Here is an 18,317-nt window from a genome sequence, read left to right on the forward strand (position 1 = left end):
GATATCTGCACCACCACAAAATCCGCGCCAGACGCCATGAAAAAGCCCCGGCATCGCTGCCGGGGCTTTATTTACCGCGTCATCAAGCTCAGGACGGCAGCACCGTCGCCTGCCCGCTCATGGCCAGGTCGACCAGCTCGCGGTTGGCCACCGCGTACATCGCATAGTCGGTACCAGTGGCGTTACGCAGGTCGTCGAGCATGGCGCGCCAGCGCTCCACCATCACCCGGTGCTGCTCGGCCCACAGCGCCACTCGGACGTCCATGTCTTCCGGCCCGTCGGCCATCTGCAGTACCGAGATGGTAATCGCCCGCTGCTGCAGGTCGATGTCGTCGCGGAAGGCTTCGCGGGCCAGGGCCTGCCAGTTGTTCTCCACCGGCAGGTTGCTGATTTCCTGCAGGTACCAGGTCAGGTCCAGCGCGCTGCCCACGGCGAAGAACGCCTTGGCCACCTGCGCCGGGTCATGCCCGGTGACATCGGCCGCCTCGATGATCGGCAGCAGGGTGTACAGATGGCTGGTACCGGCCACCATGCGCGCCAGCAGTTCCGGCACCCCAGCCTCGACGAAGCCTTGGTAACGCACCATCCAGCGCTCGCGGGTCGGCCCTTCGAGCAGCTCGTCGAGCTTGAGCCCCAGCTGCGCGATCTTCGGCCCGAAGTGCGCGGCGTCGCGCCCGGCGTCCTGCTCGTTGCGGCGGCTGCGCAGGAACCAGCGGGTCGCCCGGCGTCCCAGGCGCATCAGTTCGTCCATCAGGGTCAGCTGGACTTCCGCCGGCACCTGGTAGTCGAGCGCCTCGATCTGGCGGAACCAGTGCGGCAAGTGGAAGATGTCGCGCACGATCACATAGGCCCCGGCCACGTTGGCCGGACTCATGCCGGTCGACTCCTTCAGGCGCTGGACGAAGGTGATGCCCATGTTGTTGACCAGGTCGTTGGCGATCTGGGTGCTGACGATCTCGCGCTTGAGGCGGTGGCGACGCATGGCCTCGGCGAACTTGCTGACCAGCGACGGCGGGAAGGCGGTTTCCATGTCGCGGGTCAGGTAGTCGTCGTCCGGCACCAGCGACTTGAGCAGTTGCTCCTTGAGGTCGATCTTGCTGTACGAGATCAATACCGACAGCTCGGCCCGGGTCAGGCCCTGGCCAGCGGCCAGGCGTTCGGCCAGCTGTTCTTCGGACGGCAGGAACTCGATGGCGCGGTCGAGCTTGCCACGGGCCTCGAGGTCGGCCATCAGGCGCTTGTATTCGGCAATCCGCTCGCGGGCGCGGCGGGCTGCCAGCGACAGCGCCTGGGTCTGCTTGTAGTTGTTGCCCAGCACCAGGCCGGCCACTTCGTCGGTCATGCTGCCCAGCAGCTGGTTGCGCTGCTTCTCGGTCATGTCGCCACCCTGCACCACTTCATTGAGCAGGATCTTGATGTTGACCTCGTGGTCGGAGCAGTCCACGCCGCCAGCGTTGTCGATGAAGTCGGTGTTGGTGGCGCCGCCGTTGAGGCCGAACTCGACCCGGCCAAGCTGGGTCATGCCCAGGTTGCCGCCCTCGCCCACCACCTTGCAGCGCAGTTCGTTGCCGTTGACCCGCAGTGCATCGTTGGCCTTGTCGCCGACATCGGCGTGGCTTTCGGTGCTGGCCTTGACGTAGGTGCCGATGCCACCGTTCCACAGCAGGTCTACCGGGGCCTTGAGCAGCGCGTTGAGCAGCTCGGTCGGGGTCAGGCGGTCGGCTTCGATGGCGAAGCGCTCTTTCATCTGCGGGCTGATGGCGATGCTCTTGGCACTGCGCGGGAAGATCCCGCCGCCTTCGGACATGATACTGGTGTCGTAGTCGGTCCAGGCCGAACGCGGCAGTTCGAACAGGCGCTTGCGTTCGGCAAAGCTGGAGGCCGGCTCCGGGTTCGGGTCGATGAAGATGTGCAAGTGGTTGAACGCAGCCACCAGTTGCAGCTTGTCGGACATCAGCAGGCCGTTGCCGAACACGTCGCCGGCCATGTCACCAATGCCGATCACGGTGATCGGGTCTTCCTGCACATTGATGCCGCGCTCGCGGAAGTGGCGCTGCACGCCAACCCAGGCGCCACGTGCGGTAATACCCATCTTCTTGTGGTCGTAACCGGCCGAACCGCCCGAGGCGAAGGCGTCGCCCAGCCAGAAACCGTAGTCGATGGCAATGCCGTTGGCGATGTCGGAGAAGGTCGCGGTGCCCTTGTCGGCCGCCACCACCAGGTACGGGTCGTCATCATCATGGCGCACCACGTTGGCTGGCGGCACCACGCCACCGTCCTTGAGGTTGTCGGTGATGTCGAGCAGGCCGGAAATGAAGATGCGGTAGCACGCCACGCCTTCGGCCGCGATCTCGTCGCGGCTGCCGCCCAGCGGCAGGCGGCGCGGCAGGAAGCCGCCCTTGGCGCCGACCGGCACGATCACCGAGTTCTTCACCTGCTGGGCTTTCACCAGGCCCAGCACCTCGGTACGGAAGTCTTCCTCGCGGTCGGACCAGCGCAGGCCGCCGCGGGCCACGTTGCCGAAGCGCAGGTGCACACCCTCGACCCGTGGCGAGTAGACGAAGATCTCGAACTTGGGCACCGGCTTGGGCAGCTCGGGGATCAGCTTGGGGTTGAACTTGAAGCTGAAGTAAGACTTGTTCTGGCCGTTGGCGTCCGGCTGGTAGAAGTTGGTTCGCAGGGTGGCCTTGATCAGGTCCAGGTAGCGGCGCAGGATGCGGTCTTCGTTGAGCACCTGCACGTCGTCCAGGGCGGTCAGGATGGCCTGTTCCAGGCGCTGCTGCTTGTCATCCAGGTCTTCCTGGGTGAGCTTGCGCGCCAGGTAGAAGCGGGTCTTGAACAGCCGGGTCAGTTCGCGGGCGATGTCGGTGTGGTTGTTCAGGGTGCTGGCGATATAGCCCAGGTCGAAGCCCAGGCGGATCTGCTTCAGGTAGCGGGCGTAGGCGCGCAGCAGCGCCACGTCTCGCCAGGGCAGGCCGGCGGTCAGTACCAGGCGGTTGAAGGCGTCGTTCTCGGCATCGCCACGGACGATATGGATGAAGGCGTCCTGGAGGATGTCGTTGAGCTGCTGGATATCCAGGCTCAGGCCTTCGCTGTAGGTGAAGGCGAAGTCGTGGATCCAGTACTCGCGGCCGCTGGCATGGCGCAGCCGGTAGGGGAACTCGCCGAGCACGCGCAGGCCGAGGTTTTCCAGGATCGGCAGCACATCGGACAGCGCCAGCGGCGTATCGGCGTGGTACAGCTTGCAATGCAGGATGCGCTCGCCGACCTGGGTCAGCGGCTGGTAGAAGCTCATCGCCAGCGGCTTGCTTTCCGACAGGTTCAGCACGTGCTGCAGGTCGACCACCGCCGAGTGCGCGGCGAAGCGCTCGCGGTAGCCAGCCGGGAAGCCCTTGGGGAAATCGGCGAGGATGTTGGTGCCCTGGGCCTCACCGAAGTTCTCGATCACCAGCGTGGAATAGTCGTCGTGCCAGGAGCGGCAGGCCTGGATAACTTCGCGTTCCAGCTGCTGCGGGTCGATGTCGATGCGGTTCTTCGGGTCTACCCGCAGGATCAGCTGCACGCGCGCCAGCACCGACTCGGAGAAGAAAGTCCAGAACTCGCAGTCGCTGGCCTTCAGGCGCTCCATCAGGACCTGCTGGATCTTCTGCCGCACTTCGGTGGAGTAGATCTCCCGCGGCACGTAGGCCAGGCAGTAGCAGAAGCGGCCGTACGGGTCCTTGCGCAGGAACACCCGGATCTTGTTGCGTTCCTGGATCTGCACGATCGACATGACGGTGCTGAACAGTTCGTCGATAGGGGTCTGGAACAGGTCGTCGCGCGGCAGCACTTCCAGCACCTGGGCCAGTTCCTTGCCCAGGTGGGCCTTGGGGTCGAAGCCCGAGCGGCGCTCGACTTCATTGACCTTGACCCGGATATACGGGATGGCATGCACGCTTTCGCCATACACCGACGAAGTGTACAGGCCCATGAAGCGGTGTTCCTTGATGACCTTGCCATCGGCGTCCAGCTGGCGGATCGACACGTAGTCCGGGTAGGCCGGGCGGTGTACGCGGCTGGGCAGCGCGGCTTTGGCGAACGACAGCAGCAGCGGCTCGTTGAGGTAGGCCACGGCGTAGTCTTCGATGCGCAGCTCGTCGCTGGTCAGGCCCACGCGCAGGCGGCGTGGCAGGCCGAGGAACGACTGCTCGTCGTAGACCATCTGACCGCCATCGGCGTTGCCCTGGACGGTGAATTCTTCATAGCCGAGGAAGGTGAAGTGGTTGTCCAGCAGCCACTCGAGGAATGCCTTGACCTCGCCCTTTTCATGCTGCGCCGGGGCAAAGGCGGTCTGCTCCACTTCCGCCAGCACTTCGCGCAGCTTGGCCTTCATCGGCTCGAAGTCGGACACCACGACGCGCACCTCGGCCAGCACCTGCTCGATCTCGCGGGCCAGCACCGTCAGCTCGGAGGCATTGGCGCAACGGTCGATCTCCAGGTACATCAGCGACTCATGGCGCACGCCCTCGCCCTGGGTACCCTTGGGCAGCAGTTCGAGCAATTCGCCCTTGGCACCACGACGCACGCTGAGCACGGTGGTCTGCAGGGTATGAATGCTGTAGCCACGGCGGTTGAGCTCGGTGCGCACCGAGTCGACCAGGAACGGCAGATCGTGGTGCAGCACCTCGACCACCGAGTGGGTCGACTGCCAGCCATTGCGCTCGTAATCGGGGTTGTACACCCGCACTTGCGGGTACTCGGGGTCGAAACGTTCGATGATGCGCCAGGCTGAAAGAGTACAGCCGGCCAGGTCGGAAAGCCTGCGCTGGGTGAGTTCGTCCAGAGAGATGATGCCGAAGAACTGCTCGGCGAACAGCGCCACTTGTGGCAGGGACTGTTCGCTGATGTGCTGCGCCAGGGCCGCTTGCAGTTGATGCTGGAAGTCGGCTTTGCTGGCTGCGGTGAAGAACGCCATCTGTGGTACTCCGCTTGGGCTTTGTAATAGTTGAAGCGTCGCTGCGTGCGCCATGTACGGATCAACGATAGCCAACCCGTGGCGAGGCGAACGGTAAAACCAGGCGTTGAACGTGCGCAGGCACGCCCAGGGCTCGCCGAAGCTTACCGACTGATCGGTCATTCAGGCTTGCAGCGCTGCGACAATTTCGGTCAAGGGGCGGTAACTTTACGTTTATGCCTGGCGACAAGACTGTCAGAATTCCTTTCCGTTTCCTTTGATCCGAGCCTTGTCCATGCAAATCGATACTGCCCTGCTGTTCGCCACCCCTTGCGATGACGAGGAAGACAACATGGCGACCCTGTGCTGCCACAGCGACAAGGGCCAGATGTTCCTGCTGACCCGCTACCCGGACGAAGACACCGTCGACCTGACGCTGGACGACGAACCGTCGACGCTGGATGGGTTGAAAGTGACCTTGGGCGCCAAACGCCTGCTGATCGAAGTGGCGGCCGGCGACCGCGATGCGCTGAAGGGGGATGAAACGCTGGAGATCAACCTGACCAGCGAGCTGAGCGACATGGATGAAGTGAAGCAGACCCTGGAGAACATCCTGGAAGGGACCGGCACGTTCGTCTGCGAGCTGTGAAGCCCCACCGGCAAGCAGATAGCGTGGTGGATGGCACCGGCTTCGCCGGTGTTCGCGGCTAAAGCCGCTCCTGCGGGGACCGCCGTGGTGGGCATCAGATCAACGCCGCCTGCATTTCCTGTGCCTGTACCCGCAACGCCTCACAGAACGGCTCCACCGCCGCCGACGCAGGCCGGTGGTCGGGCCGTATCAACATCACTTGGTACGGCACCGATACCCGCAACCGGCGGATTGGCAACCCGCCCTGCGCGGCCTCCAGCCCGCTCAGCGGGTTGATGATCGCCACCCCGAGGCCCTGCCTGACCATGGCGCACACCGAGGCGGCACTGGTGGTCTCGATGACCGTGCGCCGGTTCACACCCGCCGCCCGGAAGTGCTGGTCCAGGCGCTGCCGGTAGGTGTCCAGGCTGGCCAGGTTGATGAAGTCGACCTCGTGGAAATCGCTCAGCTCCAGTTCGGCCTTGGCCTGCAGCGGGTGACCTTCGGGCAGCACACAGACCATGTTGGCGCTGAACAGTAATTCGCCGTACGCGCCGCGGGGTATCTGCTCGACCTCGGTCAGGCCCAGGTCATGTTGCTGGGCGACCAGCGACTCCTCCAGCAACGGCGACTCCTGCGCCAGAATGCTCACGCTCACGCCCCGGTGCTGCTGATGAAAGCGCTGGCACGCCCTGGGCAACAAGGTCTGGGAAAACAGCGGCAGGCAAGTGATAGCCAGCCGGCCTTGCTCGAAATTGCGAATGGCCTGGGCAAAGCGCTCGATCCGCTCCAGCCCGAGGTAGGCGCGCTCCACCTCTTCTATCAACAGCAACGCCTGGGCGGTCGCCACCAGGCGCCCAGCCTCGCGTTCGAACAGGTTCAGGCCGGTTAGCTGCTCCAGCCGCGCCAGTTCACGACTGACAGTGGGCTGCGAGGTGAACAGCAGGCGCGCCGCACCGGTGACGCTGCCAGCAGCCATGATGGCGCGGAACACTTCAATATGGCGAACAGACAATTTCATGGCGGCACCCGGTAACTCGGCTAGAGGCATATCAGATATGAATGGCCAGCAGAAAAATAGCTATTTTTCTGAATTTGCGCTTTGGGCCATCCTCATCGCCTTCCTTATATGAGTAGCGCCACCATGACCGCACCCTTCCCCCTCCTGGCCGAGGCAGCCCGCCAGCACGGCACGCCGCTATGGGCCTACGACGCCAGCACCATCGCCGAACGGGTCGAACAACTGAAGGTGTTCGACACCGTGCGCTTCGCCCAGAAGGCCAACCCCAACCTGCACGTGCTGCGGCTGATGCGCGCCCACGGCCTGGTGCTGGACGCGGTATCGCTGGGCGAGATGGAGCGGGCCTTCGCTGCCGGTGCAAGCGTGGGTGGCGACCCCGCCGGTGTGGTGCTGACCTGCGATGCGCTGGACCGGCCGACCCTGGAGCGGGTGGTGGCGACGAAGATCGAGATCAACGCCGGCTCCATCGACATGCTGCGCCAGTTGGGAGAACGCTCCCCTGGCCACCGCGTGTGGCTGCGCATCAACCCCGGTTTCGGCCACGGTCACAGCCGCAAGACCAACACCGGTGGCGAGAACAGCAAGCACGGCATCTGGCACGAGCAGCTGGACCAGGCGCTGGCCTGCGTGAAGGCCCATGGCCTGCATCTGGTGGGCGTGCACATGCACATCGGCTCCGGCGTGGACTACCAGCACCTGGAACAGGTGGCCCGGGCGATGATCGGGCTGATTGGCCGGCTGGGCGTGGACATCGAAGCCTTCTCCATCGGCGGCGGGCTTTCCACCCCGTATCGCAGCAACGACAAGCCGGTCGACCTGCAGCGCTACGCCCGCACCTGGGCCGTGGCGCGCCAGGAAATCGAAGCCATGCTGGGCCACCCGGTGCGCATGGAGATCGAGCCCGGGCGCTTCCTGGTGGCGGAATCGGGCTACCTGGTGGCCGAAGTACGGGCCGTGAAGCAGGCCGGCCGCAACACCTTCGTCATGATCGATGCCGGTTTCAACGACCTGATGCGCCCGGCCATGTATGGCGCCTACCACCGCATGACTTTGCTCGACGCCAACGGCCAGCCGGTGGACCGCCCACGCCAGCCAACCGTGGTCGCCGGGCCGCTGTGCGAGTCGGGTGATGTGTTTACCCAGGATGACCAGGAACTGACCCCGCACGACCTGCCCCAGGCACAGGTGGGCGACCTGCTGGTGATCCACGATGCCGGCGCTTACGGGGCATCAATGTCATCGAACTACAACAGCCGGCCATTGCTGCCGGAGTTCCTCATCGAACAGGGCGCGTTGCGCATGATTCGCCGCCGGCAGACCGTGCAGGATCTGCTGGGCCTGGAGTGACAGGCAAAGTAACCTGCCCCGTCGGGGAGCTCTGCTAAACTGCCCAGCTTTCGTTTTTGCCGACAGGGCAAGCATGAACCCGACGCGCTATGCCCGTGTGGCAAAGGACCTGATGCAAGGCATCACCAGTGGCCGTTACCCGGTGGGCAGCCTGCTGCCCACCGAACTCGAGCTGTGCGACCTGTACGGTGTCAGCCGGCACACGGTGCGCGCGGCCATCGACCAGTTGCTCGACCAGGGGCTGGTGTCGCGGCGCAAGCGCGTGGGCACCCGGGTCGAGGCCAGCAGTCCGCGTGGCGGCTATTCCCAGTCACTGGCCAGCGTGGCGGAGCTGGCGCAACTCGGGCAAAACCAGCAGCGGCAAATACAGGACCTGCGCCACTTCGTCGCCGACCTGAGCGAGGCCGAGCGGTTGGGCCTGGTACCGGGTGAGCACTATCTGTGCGTGTCGAGCATCCGTGTCGACTGCGTGCATGATAGCTTGCCGCAGTGCTGGAGCGAGGTTTACGTACCGCGGGACTATGCCGAGGTCATCGAACTGGCCCGCGGACACCCCGACCAGGTGATCGCAGAGCTGATCGAGCAACGCTACGGCCGGGCAATCGCGTGGGTCGAACAGCAGGTTCGGGCGGTCTTGCTGACAGCGCCAATCGCCCACGCACTGAAGGCCGAGGCAGGTGCCGCAGCGCTCAACATCATCCGCCATTACCGCGAGGAAAACGGCGACCTGATGGCTGTGGCCGAGACGGTGCTTCCGGCTGATCGCTTTACCTTGATCAGCCAGATGCGCCGAGATCGTTCAGCGGGTTGAAGCGATCAGCGCGCTGCACTTATACAAATACCCGTCAGCTTCTGCAGGTTAACGTGAGGCCAACAGGCATGGCAGTAGAAAGCACACGAATGCTAACGGTAGGTGAAGTGGCCAGACGCAGCGGCGTGGCCGTGTCTGCGCTGCATTTCTACGAAACCAAGGGGCTGATTGCCAGCACTCGAACGGCAGGCAACCAGCGCCGCTATCCCGCGCTGGTACTGCGCACATTGGCGATCATCAAGGTGGCGCAGCGCACCGGCATTCCCCTGGAGGAAATCAGGCAGGCGTTCAGCCGGTATCCGCCGAACAGCAAGCTGACGGCGGCGCAATGGGGGGAAATGTCCAGCGCCTGGCGCGAAGACCTGAACGCGCGCATCCGCACGCTTGAGGCATTGCGCGACAGCCTGGACAACTGCATAGGTTGCGGTTGCCTGTCGCTGGAGGAATGCCCGCTGCGCAACCCCGAAGATGTACTGGGCAAGCAAGGGACCGGCGGGCGGATTCTGGAGAACAAGACCCGATGAGGTATGCGCCCACAGGCGACGCGGTGGATGGCACCGGCTGCGCCGGTGATCGCAGCTGAAGCCGCGCCTACAGGGGCTACGCTAGCCTCTTGCCCTTGAGCTCCCAGCGGAACCGTACGCGCGCTTACCAGATGGCGATATCGTAGGTCAGATAGAGGCGATTGCTGTCCCGCCCGCGGGCGAAATCCGAACGGTAGACATAATTGCGCAACTTCACCCCCAGGCCTTTCAAGGGCCCGGCCTGCACTACGTAGGCAAGCTCGGCGTCACGCTCCCACTCCTTGATCCCCGCGCTGCCGGAGCGGCCATTGTCGCCACTCAGGTAGCGCGCCATGAAAGTCAGCCCAGGCACACCAGCGGCGGCAAAGTTGTAGGCGTAGCTGGCCATCCAGGTCTTCTCCTCTTCCTCGATGAACTTGCCGATACCGACGTTGCTGAACGAATACACCGTTGCACCACTGATATACGGCAGCCCCGCGTCGCCATCGAGCACCTGGTAGCCAGCACCGACGGTATGGCCGGAATGGGCATAGGCCAACTGCCCGCTGAACATGTCATTGTCGATGGCGCCGCCATAGGCCGCCCCGCTGTCGCGGCTCTTGAAATAGCGCAGGTCGGTAGTCAGCACCCCGCCGGCCAACGGCAGGTCGTGGACCAGCCCGGCGAAATCCTGGCGATAGAAATGTTCGAGCTGGCCATGGTAGTAGCTCAGGCGCAGTTGCTTGTTAAGCGCATAATCGGCACCGGCAAAGTTGAAGTCGCCCGACCTGTCGCCGGCATAGCCATCCAGGTAAAGGCCGGTGCTGTCGGTAGCGTCACGCTGCTTGAAGCGGTCCAGGTGGCCAGCCGTCAAGGCCAACCCGTCAATGTCGGTGCTGGTGAGCTGCGTGCCTTGGTAGGTCTGCGGCAACAAGCGCGCATCGTTGTATACCAGCAGCGGCATCTTCGGCAGCAAGGTGCCATGCTTGACCACGGTCTGGCCCAGGCGTGCCTTGGCCGTCACCCCGGCGCTGGCGAACTCGTGCGCAGCACGGCCGTCGTCGTGCACCGGCAGCAGCCCGGTGCCACTGCGCCCACGACCGGAATCGAGGCGTACGCCCCACAGACCAAGGGCATCCAGCCCCACGCCCAAGGTGCCGTTGGTAAAGCCCGACTGATAGTCGAGCAGGAAGCCCTGCGCCCACTCTACCCGCTCGCTCTTGGCATTGGCCGCGGCGCGGGCACTCATGCCCTGCTCGTCACGGAAGTTTTCGTTGAAATAGACATTGCGCAGTTGCAGCTTGAGTTTGCTGTCATCGACGAAACCAGCGGCGCCGGCAACGGGCAGCCAGCCGCACAGCAGGCCACAGGTGGCCCCACGGAACACAGCTCGGGACATGGTCGGTACTCTGTTGTTGTTTTCAGAATGAGTAATGGCGGGCGCCTGTCAGCGCCCGGTATCGCTTAGACGAAGAAGGACAAGGCCCCGGTAAGCAGTGCCAGTGCGGTGATGACCAGTGAAGTGAGGACTGCCCATTTCACCGTGGCTTTCTGGAAGTCGCCGATATCCCGGTCGACCATGCCCACCAGCAGCAGGGTCGACGCGACCAGTGGGCTCATCAGATGCACCGGCTGGCCCAGCACCGAGGCGCGGGCAATTTCCACCGGGTCGATGCCATAGGCCGCCGCAGCATTGGCCAGGATCGGCACCACGCCAAAGTAGTAGGCGTCGTTGGACAGCACGAAGGTCAGCGGCATGCTGGTCAGCGCCACCACCAGCGGGAACCAGTGGCTCCAGGCTTCCGGAATCCAGTCCACCAGGGTTTGCGCCAGCGCATCGACCATCTTGGTGCCGGAGAAAATGCCGGCGAAGATGCCCGCGGCGAATACCAGCAGCACTACGGTCATCGCATTGCCCGAGTGAGCGAGGATGCGTTCTTTCTGCAATTCCAGCTGCGGGTAGTTGATCATCAGCGCAGCGACGAAACCGACCATGAACAGGATGGCGGCGTGCATCAGCCCCAGCACCAGGGCGCTCATCACCACAATCACCAGCAGCAGGTTCACATAGGCGAGGCGCGGGCGCTTGTGCGGGCTCTCGCCGAGGATTTCCTTGATGTAGCAGTTGCCACCCCCGGACTGCAGCGCGATGTTGCCGATACGCCGCCGCTCGGCGCGGCCCAGCAGGAAGGCTGTGAACACTACCCACGCGGCGCCACCGATGACGGTGGGCAACATCGGGATGAAGTATTCGGTGGCATCGAGCCCCAGTGCGGCAATGGCACGCGTGGCCGGGCCGCCCCAAGGGCTCATGCCGCTCATGATGCTCAGCGACAACATCGACACGGTGGCCAGGATCATCGGGTTCATGCCTATGCGCTTGTACAGCGGCAGCATGGCGGCGCAGGTGATCATGTAGGTGGTGGTGCCATCACCGTCCAGCGCCACCAGCAGCGACAGCAGCGCGGTGCCGATGGCGATCTTGACCGGGTCGCCGTTCACCCGCTTGAGGATCTTGCGGATCAGCGGGTCGAACAGGCCGGCGTCGATCATCAGGCCGAAAAACAGGATGGCGAACAGCAGCAACGCAGCAGACGGCGCAACCATCTTCAGCCCGTCGAGCATCATCTTGCCCAGCTCCGGGGCGAAGCCGCCGATCAGGGCGAAGACGATCGGCACGACGGTCAGTGCGACGATCGGGGACAGGCGTTTACTCATGATCAGGTAGGTGAAGGTCACCACCATGATCAGGCCCAGAAGTGCAAGCATGGTTCGTTCTCTTGTTGTTATTTTCCAGTGTGGCCGAGTGCAGCGCAGACGGCCCCCTACCCCACCCGGCAGAAGCGGGTGGGGGACGTGTCGACAGAGGTTCAGGGCAACGCAGTTCAGCCGTGACGATGCGGCTCGACGGCCCATTCAGGCGTTTCGGCAACCGGGCCGGCCAGCGCTTCGCCGTTCAGGCGGCTGAGCAGGGTCTGGCGGTCACAGGCGTTTTCCGACAGCGACACCACCACCGTTGCCACCGCGTTGCTGGCAAGGCTGGTCAGGGCACGGGCCTCCGACATGAAGCGGTCGATGCCGATCAGCAGGGCCAGGCCGGCCAGGGGGATGTCGTGGATCACGGTCAGGGTCGAGGCCAGCGCCACGAAGCCGCTGCCGGTCACGCCTGCGGCGCCCTTGGACGACAGCAGCATGATCGCCAGCATGGTGACCACCTGGCCCAGGCTCAGGTCGATGTTGCAGGCCTGGGCGATGAACACCGCTGCCAGTGACAGGTAGATGGCGGTTCCGTCCAGGTTGAACGAGTAGCCGGTAGGCAACACCAGGCCGACCACGCCCTTGTTGCAGCCCAGCTTCTCGAGTTTTTCGAGCATGCGCGGCAGCACCGGCTCGGTCGAGGACGTGCCCAGCACCACCAGGAACTCCTCGCGGAAGTAACGCAGCAGCTTCCACAGGCTGAAGCCGTGGGCACGGCAGATGCCACCCAGCACGACCAGGACGAAGAACGCGCAGGCGATATACAGCGTACCCACCAGCTTGGCCAGCGAACCGAGCGAGGTGACGCCGTACTGGCCGACGGTGAACGCCAGCGCACCAAAGGCTCCGACCGGGGCAAACCGCATCAGGTAGCCGAAGATTCGGAACACCATGGTCGACGCCGACTCCAGCACATCCAGTACCGGCTTGCCCTTCTCGCCCATCGACGACAGGGCAAAACCGCTGAGCACGGCAATGAACAGCACCGGTAGCACTTCACCTTTGTTGAAGGCCCCGATGAAGGTGTCCGGGATGATGTGCATGAAGAAGTCCACCACGCTCAGCTTGGCGGCCGACGCAGTGTACTGGCTGAGGCCGGCGCTGCTCAGGGTGGCCGGGTCGATGTTCATGCCGGCGCCGGGCTTGAACAGGTACACCGCCGCCAGGCCGATTACCAGGCTGAGCACGGTCAGGCCCAGGAACAGCAGCAAGGTCTTGCTCATCAGGCGCCCCAGAGAGCGCTTGTCGGTCATGCCGGCGATGCCGGTGACGATGGTGCAGAACACCACCGGGGCGATCATCATCTTGATCAGCTTGATGAACGCATCACCCAGCGGCTTCAGGGCCACCGCCTGTTGCGCCCAGAAATGGCCGACCACCACGCCCAGCAGGACGGCGCAGAGGATCTGGAAATACAGCGATTTGGCGAGTTTCATGTGGCATCACCCATTGTTGAAATTGTGCGGATGCGCTTGTTGCGATCGTGCAGGTCTGGATAACCCCTGGGCTTACCCCGCCAACCTGCGGAATGTAGGGGCGTAGACGAACCCTGAGAAGAGCCGCCGGGCGGTTCGCACCACCGAGGCCTGGATCGTCTGGCCATTGGCGCCACTGCGCGACAGCGCCACATCGATGCCACCGCTCGGGTGTTCCAGGCGCACCTCGGTGAGTTGCCCCGCGCCCTCGCCCAGCAGGTCGCCGATCACCGTACCGGGGCTGACACAGGCAGTCGCCAGCCCTACCGCGCCGGTGATGGCCAGGGCACGATGGCAGTTGTGCGGCATGAAGTAGCGAACCTGCACGGTGCCGTCGTAGCGTGGTTTGGACACCAACACCGGCTTGGGAATGACCATGCCACTGACATCACCCAGGCCCATGGCCTTGCCGGCCTTCAGGCGCAACGCCTCGAGGCGTGCGAGCAGCGCGCCGTTGGCGTCGAGTTCAGCCGGGGTTTCCGCGCCGCTGACCCCCAGTTCGCTGGCCTGGACCACCATCATCGGCATGGCCATGTCGATGCAGGTGACTGGCACACCGTCGATCACATCCTTGGCCTGGCCGGTGGGGAACAGCTTGCCGGTCTTGCTGCCGACCGCATCGAGGAAGGTCAGGTGCACCGGGGCGGCAGTGCCCGGTACGCCATCGATCGCCGTACGGCCTTCGTAGCGCACGATACCGCCGGGGGTTTCCACCAGTGAATTGACGAAGGTGCCAGTGTTGAGGTTGCGAATACGCACCAACGTCTTGCCGTCCTGGCCCTTGACCAGGCCCTGCTCGATGGCGAACGGGCCGACGGCGCACAGCATGTTGCCGCAGTTCGGGGCTGTGTCGACCCGGCGCTGGGCAACCATGACCTGGACGAACAGGTAGTCGACGTCGGCGTCGGCATGCAACGACGGGCTGATGATGGCGACCTTGCTGGTCTGCGGGCTGCCGCCACCGATGCCGTCGATTTCCAGTTCATGACCGGAGCCCATCAGGTTGATCAGCAATTCGTCGCGCTCGACCACATTGGCAGGCAGGTCCCAGGCGTGGAAGAACGGCCCCTTGGAGGTGCCACCGCGCATGAGTACGCAAGGAATTCGTTGCATGATTTCGCACTCTTGTTGATCAATGGACATCATTGATGCTGTGAGCAAAAGAGTGACAGGGATGGATAAATCAATCCAATGCAAATATCGTAGCCATTATTGCTTTTCATAAAATAATTCTCTGTCAAAAGCGCTGTGGTTTATTTATGGAATATGAACTGCAAGACATCCGATCTTTCGTGAAAATCGCCGAACTCGGCAGCTTCCATGAAGCCGCCGAAGCCCTGCACCTGTCCCAGCCGGCGCTGAGCCGGCGGATCAAGAAGCTCGAAGAAGGGTTGGGCACCTCGTTGCTCGAACGCACCACCCGTCGGGTCAGCCTGACCAGCGTCGGGCGCGACTTCCTGCCCAAGGCCAGGCGGCTGCTGGATGATTTCGAGGACTCGATCCTCAGCATCCGTGAGCTGGCCGAGCGGCAGACCGGCCAGGTCACCCTCGCCTGCATACCCACCGCCGCGTTCTACTTCCTGCCGTCGGTGATTCGCGACTACAACGAGCGGTACCCGAAAATCCGTATCCGCCTGCTCGACCTCAGCGCCAATGACGGGCTGGAAGCCGTGCTGCGTGGCGAAGCCGACTTCGGCATCAACATGATGAGCGGGCAACACCCGGACATCGAATTCGTCTCGCTGGTGCAAGAGCACTTCGTCCTGGCCTGCCGGCGCGACCACAAACTGGCGGGGCGTGAAGCCGTTACCTGGACCGAGCTTGCCGACTACCGGTTGATCGGCGTTGGCCGCCTGAGCGGCAACCGCATGCTGCTCGACCATGCCCTTTCCGGCCTCAACCTGCGCCCCAAGTGGTTCTACGAGGTACAGCACCTGTCCACCTCGCTGGGGATGGTCGAGGCCGGGCTGGGGGTATCCGCCATGCCCAGCCTGGCCATGCCCAGCGCCGACCACCCGACACTGGTCAGCGTGCCGCTGATCGAACCCCAGGTGACGCGCACCCTGGGCCTGGTGTACCGGCGCGGAGCGTCGCTGTCGCCTGCCGCGGAAAAGTTCGTTTCGATCCTGCTGGAGAAGTGGCCGAACCGCTGAACAGCCAGGGCCGCCAGGCTGATGCCCGGCCAAGACAACCAGCAGCGCCGCGCCCATGCTTCAGTCCCCACCCAGGCCATGCGGGTCGGGCCGGCGTTTCTCGATGGCGAATTTCAGCAACGCGGCGCTGCGGAACACGCCATGGGCGAACTTGCCGTAGGGCAGCGTGAGGAACAGCGCCATCACCGTGCCCAGGTGAATGGCCAGCAACATGGCCATCGCCCCGCTGTCACGCAGCGCCAGCAGTGCCAGCCCGCTGACGCTGACCAGCAACAGCAGCAGGATGAATGCCCGGTCCATGGGCCTTTGCCGGACATCGCCATGTGCCGGCGCCCGGCGCAGGTTCAGCGCCAGCAGCCCGAGCGGGCCAATGACCAGGCCAACCCCACCGACCGTACCCAGCAGCACCGGCAGGCTCAGCACCGGGTAAGGCGCTGCCAGGCCGAGCAGGTAGTGATAACCGGTGGCGACCAGCGTGGCCGCAAAGCACAGCAGGAAGCCGTAGAAGGTCAGGTGATGGAAGCGGCGCCGCCACAGCGTGTAGCGGTCGTCGGCATTGTTGCAGCCCTGGCCATGCCCTCCGTCGAGGTACTTCAGCGTCAGTACCGCCGCCGATGCCTCGAGCACAGCGCCGTCGGCCGAGGCTGCCTGCTGCCCGGCCGGCGAAATCTGGCGCCAGAAGCGTCGCACCGCCAGTGCCAGCGCCACACCGGCAAGGCTGAACACGCTGCCGAACAACAGCGCCAGGGTGTTATGCGGGAACACCGCATAGAAATCCCCCGCCAGCCGCCCGGGCAGCAAGGTGCCGTTGACCGCCAGGGCCAGCAACAGGAACAGCGACAGCGCCAGGGCCAGCGCGCTGGCGACATAGCCCCCACTGTGCCGATACAGCCGGCCAAACGCCGCTGGCCAGGCATAGTCGGCGTAGGTTTGGCCGCGCACCTTGGCCATCGCCTGCGGCACGTTGACGGCGAACTCGTGAGGCGCAGCGTACTGGCACGCGTGCAGGCAGGCGCCGCAGTTGTGACACAGGTTGGCCAGGTAATGGATATCAGCCTTGCCGAAGGTCAGCCGGCGGGTCATCGCCGGGAACACGGCGCAGAACCCTTCACAGTAGCGACAGGCATTGCAGATGCTCATCTGCCGCTGCACTTCCTGTTCCTCCAGGTTCAGCAACGGGATCAGTTCGGGACCGCTTGCAGCAGGTTGGTACTGGCGGGGGTCAGGCAGTTGCGCGGTCATGGCGGGCCTCGTCTGGGGATGGAATGCGCGCGGCAGCGGCGGCGCGGGTACCGGCGATACGCCCGAAGGCGGTGCCAATGGACATGCCGACACCGGCGGTATAACCCTTACCCAGCACGTTGCCGGCCATCATTTCACCGGCCACGAACAGGTTCGGGCTGCGCCGGCCGGCGAAGTGAACGGCGGCGCTCTCGTCGGTGCGCAGGCCCAGGTAGGTGAAGGTGACGCCAGGGCGCAGCGGGTAGCCGTAGAAAGGCGGTGTATCGATGGGCAGGGCCCAGTGGCTCTTGGCCGGGACAAGACCGACGGTGTGGCAGTCATCCAGCCGGGTATGGTCGAAGGTGCCGGGCTGGCAGGCGCGGTTGTAAGCCTGCACGGTGTCCACGAAGGCCGCCGGCGGCAGCCCAAGCAGGCCCGCCAGTTCTTCGAGGGTGTTGGCCGTGGTGCCTGGGAACACCGGTGGCATGAAGCGGCCCAGGGCCTTCTGGTCGATGATGGAAAAGCCGACCTGGCCCGGCTGATGAGCCACCAGGCGGCCCCAGATCGCGTAGCGCTTGGGCCAGAAGTCTTCACCCTCATCGTAGAAGCGCCGGCCTTCGCGATTGACCACCAGCCCCAGCGAAACGCAGTCGATGCGGGTGCAGATGCCGCCGTCGTAAAGCGGCGCGCGGGCATCGATAGCTACCATGTGCGCCTGGGTCGGGTCACCGATGGTGTCGGCGCCCAGGTCGATCATGCGCCGCAGCAGCACGCCGTCATTGAAGCGGGTACCGCGCACCAGGAAGTTGTCCGCCGGCCATTCGCCGCGCTCGTTCTGCCCCCAGGCTTCACGCAGCCAGCTGCGGTTGGATTCGAAGCCACCGGCGGCCAGCACGCAGCTGCGTGCCTGGATGCGTTCGGCCGGCAACTGCCGCCCGCCTACCTCGCGCGCCGGTACATGGGCGGCGACGAAACGGTCGCCCTGCAGCTCGATGTCGCACACCGGGGTGTCGTAGCGAACCTCCACGCCCAGGCGTTCGGCGCTGCGGAAATAGGCATTGATCAACGCCTTGCCGCCGCCCATGAAAAACGCATTGGTCCGAGCCGTGTGCAAGGCCCCGGACAACGACGGCTGGAAGTGCACACCGTGACGCCGCATCCAGCCGCGGCAGTCGGACGACGCCCTGATCACCAGCCGCGCCAGTTTTTCGTCGGTCTGGCCGTCGGTGACCTTGAGCAGGTCTTCCCAGAACTCTTCTTCCGGGTACGCATCGACCAGCACATCCTGGGGTGCATCGTGCATGCACCGCAGGTTGCGGGTGTGTTGCGAGTTGCCACCTCGCCAGGCACGCGGCGCGGCCTCCAGCAGCAGCACACTGGCGCCGGCCTCACGTGCCATCAAGGCCGCGCACAGGGCGGCGTTGCCACCGCCAATGACAAGCACATCGATCATTTTGCCTCCAGGTCT

The 18,317-nt window shown here is 64.4% G+C and carries 13 protein-coding genes; 5 read left to right on the forward strand and 8 right to left on the reverse strand.

Annotated features, from left to right (window positions below; all coding sequences use genetic code 11):
* Window positions 1-88: 88 nt before the first annotated feature.
* Window positions 89-4,954 (reverse strand): NAD-glutamate dehydrogenase, encoded by a 4,866-nt coding sequence (locus ACVWZT_RS00805; RefSeq protein WP_296234484.1) that lies wholly within the window; start codon window positions 4,952-4,954, stop codon window positions 89-91.
* Between the two features lie 274 nt (window positions 4,955-5,228).
* On the opposite strand from ACVWZT_RS00805, the gene ACVWZT_RS00810 reads away from it, so the two are divergent.
* The gene (locus ACVWZT_RS00810; RefSeq protein ID WP_457467696.1) at window positions 5,229-5,582 is read left to right on the forward strand and encodes a hypothetical protein; all 354 of its coding nucleotides are present in this window, start codon (window positions 5,229-5,231) and stop codon (window positions 5,580-5,582) included.
* A gap of 94 nt (window positions 5,583-5,676) precedes the next feature.
* Here the strand turns inward: ACVWZT_RS00810 and ACVWZT_RS00815 are convergent, their stop codons facing one another.
* Window positions 5,677-6,582 (reverse strand): LysR family transcriptional regulator, encoded by a 906-nt coding sequence (locus ACVWZT_RS00815; protein ID WP_296234481.1) that lies wholly within the window; start codon window positions 6,580-6,582, stop codon window positions 5,677-5,679.
* 123 nt (window positions 6,583-6,705) lie between these two features.
* On the opposite strand from ACVWZT_RS00815, the gene lysA reads away from it, so the two are divergent.
* The 3 genes from lysA (at window position 6,706) to soxR (ending at window position 9,264) form a co-directional block, all read left to right on the forward strand.
* On the forward strand, window positions 6,706-7,929 hold the full coding sequence (lysA, locus tag ACVWZT_RS00820; protein ID WP_457467698.1) for a diaminopimelate decarboxylase: 1,224 nt from the start codon (window positions 6,706-6,708) through the stop codon (window positions 7,927-7,929).
* 73 nt (window positions 7,930-8,002) lie between these two features.
* Complete coding sequence (locus tag ACVWZT_RS00825) at window positions 8,003-8,740, forward strand: GntR family transcriptional regulator (RefSeq protein ID WP_457467700.1); 738 nt, start codon at window positions 8,003-8,005, stop codon at window positions 8,738-8,740.
* A gap of 68 nt (window positions 8,741-8,808) precedes the next feature.
* Window positions 8,809-9,264, forward strand: a complete 456-nt coding sequence (soxR, locus tag ACVWZT_RS00830) for a redox-sensitive transcriptional activator SoxR (RefSeq protein ID WP_457467702.1) — start codon at window positions 8,809-8,811, stop codon at window positions 9,262-9,264.
* A gap of 124 nt (window positions 9,265-9,388) precedes the next feature.
* On the opposite strand, the gene ACVWZT_RS00835 is transcribed toward soxR, so the two are convergent.
* The 4 genes from ACVWZT_RS00835 to ACVWZT_RS00850 form a co-directional block, all read right to left on the reverse strand.
* Complete coding sequence (locus tag ACVWZT_RS00835) at window positions 9,389-10,642, reverse strand: OprD family porin (protein ID WP_457467704.1); 1,254 nt, start codon at window positions 10,640-10,642, stop codon at window positions 9,389-9,391.
* Between the two features lie 65 nt (window positions 10,643-10,707).
* Window positions 10,708-12,012, reverse strand: coding sequence for a CitMHS family transporter (locus ACVWZT_RS00840; RefSeq protein ID WP_457467705.1), 1,305 nt, complete (start codon window positions 12,010-12,012; stop codon window positions 10,708-10,710).
* A 116-nt stretch (window positions 12,013-12,128) separates the two neighbouring features.
* On the reverse strand, window positions 12,129-13,436 hold the full coding sequence (gene dctA / locus ACVWZT_RS00845; RefSeq protein WP_457467707.1) for a C4-dicarboxylate transporter DctA: 1,308 nt from the start codon (window positions 13,434-13,436) through the stop codon (window positions 12,129-12,131).
* A gap of 72 nt (window positions 13,437-13,508) precedes the next feature.
* Entirely contained in the window at window positions 13,509-14,588 is a 1,080-nt protein-coding gene (locus ACVWZT_RS00850) for a 4-oxalomesaconate tautomerase (RefSeq protein ID WP_296234470.1), read from the reverse strand.
* Window positions 14,589-14,734: 146 nt separating this feature from the next.
* Here ACVWZT_RS00850 and ACVWZT_RS00855 point away from each other — a divergent pair, with 146 nt between their 5' ends.
* Window positions 14,735-15,628, forward strand: coding sequence for a LysR family transcriptional regulator (locus tag ACVWZT_RS00855; protein ID WP_457467709.1), 894 nt, complete (start codon window positions 14,735-14,737; stop codon window positions 15,626-15,628).
* Window positions 15,629-15,688: 60 nt separating this feature from the next.
* Here ACVWZT_RS00855 and tcuB read toward each other — a convergent pair whose 3' ends face one another.
* Together tcuB and tcuA are read right to left on the reverse strand one after the other, a co-directional pair.
* Window positions 15,689-16,870 (reverse strand): tricarballylate utilization 4Fe-4S protein TcuB, encoded by a 1,182-nt coding sequence (gene tcuB / locus ACVWZT_RS00860; protein ID WP_457467710.1) that lies wholly within the window; start codon window positions 16,868-16,870, stop codon window positions 15,689-15,691.
* Window positions 16,851-18,302 (reverse strand): FAD-dependent tricarballylate dehydrogenase TcuA, encoded by a 1,452-nt coding sequence (gene tcuA / locus ACVWZT_RS00865; RefSeq protein ID WP_457467712.1) that lies wholly within the window; start codon window positions 18,300-18,302, stop codon window positions 16,851-16,853. Before tcuA ends, tcuB begins: the two co-directional genes overlap by 20 nt.
* Window positions 18,303-18,317 lie beyond the last annotated feature (15 nt).

This window comes from Pseudomonas sp. TE21394, from assembly GCF_054057835.1.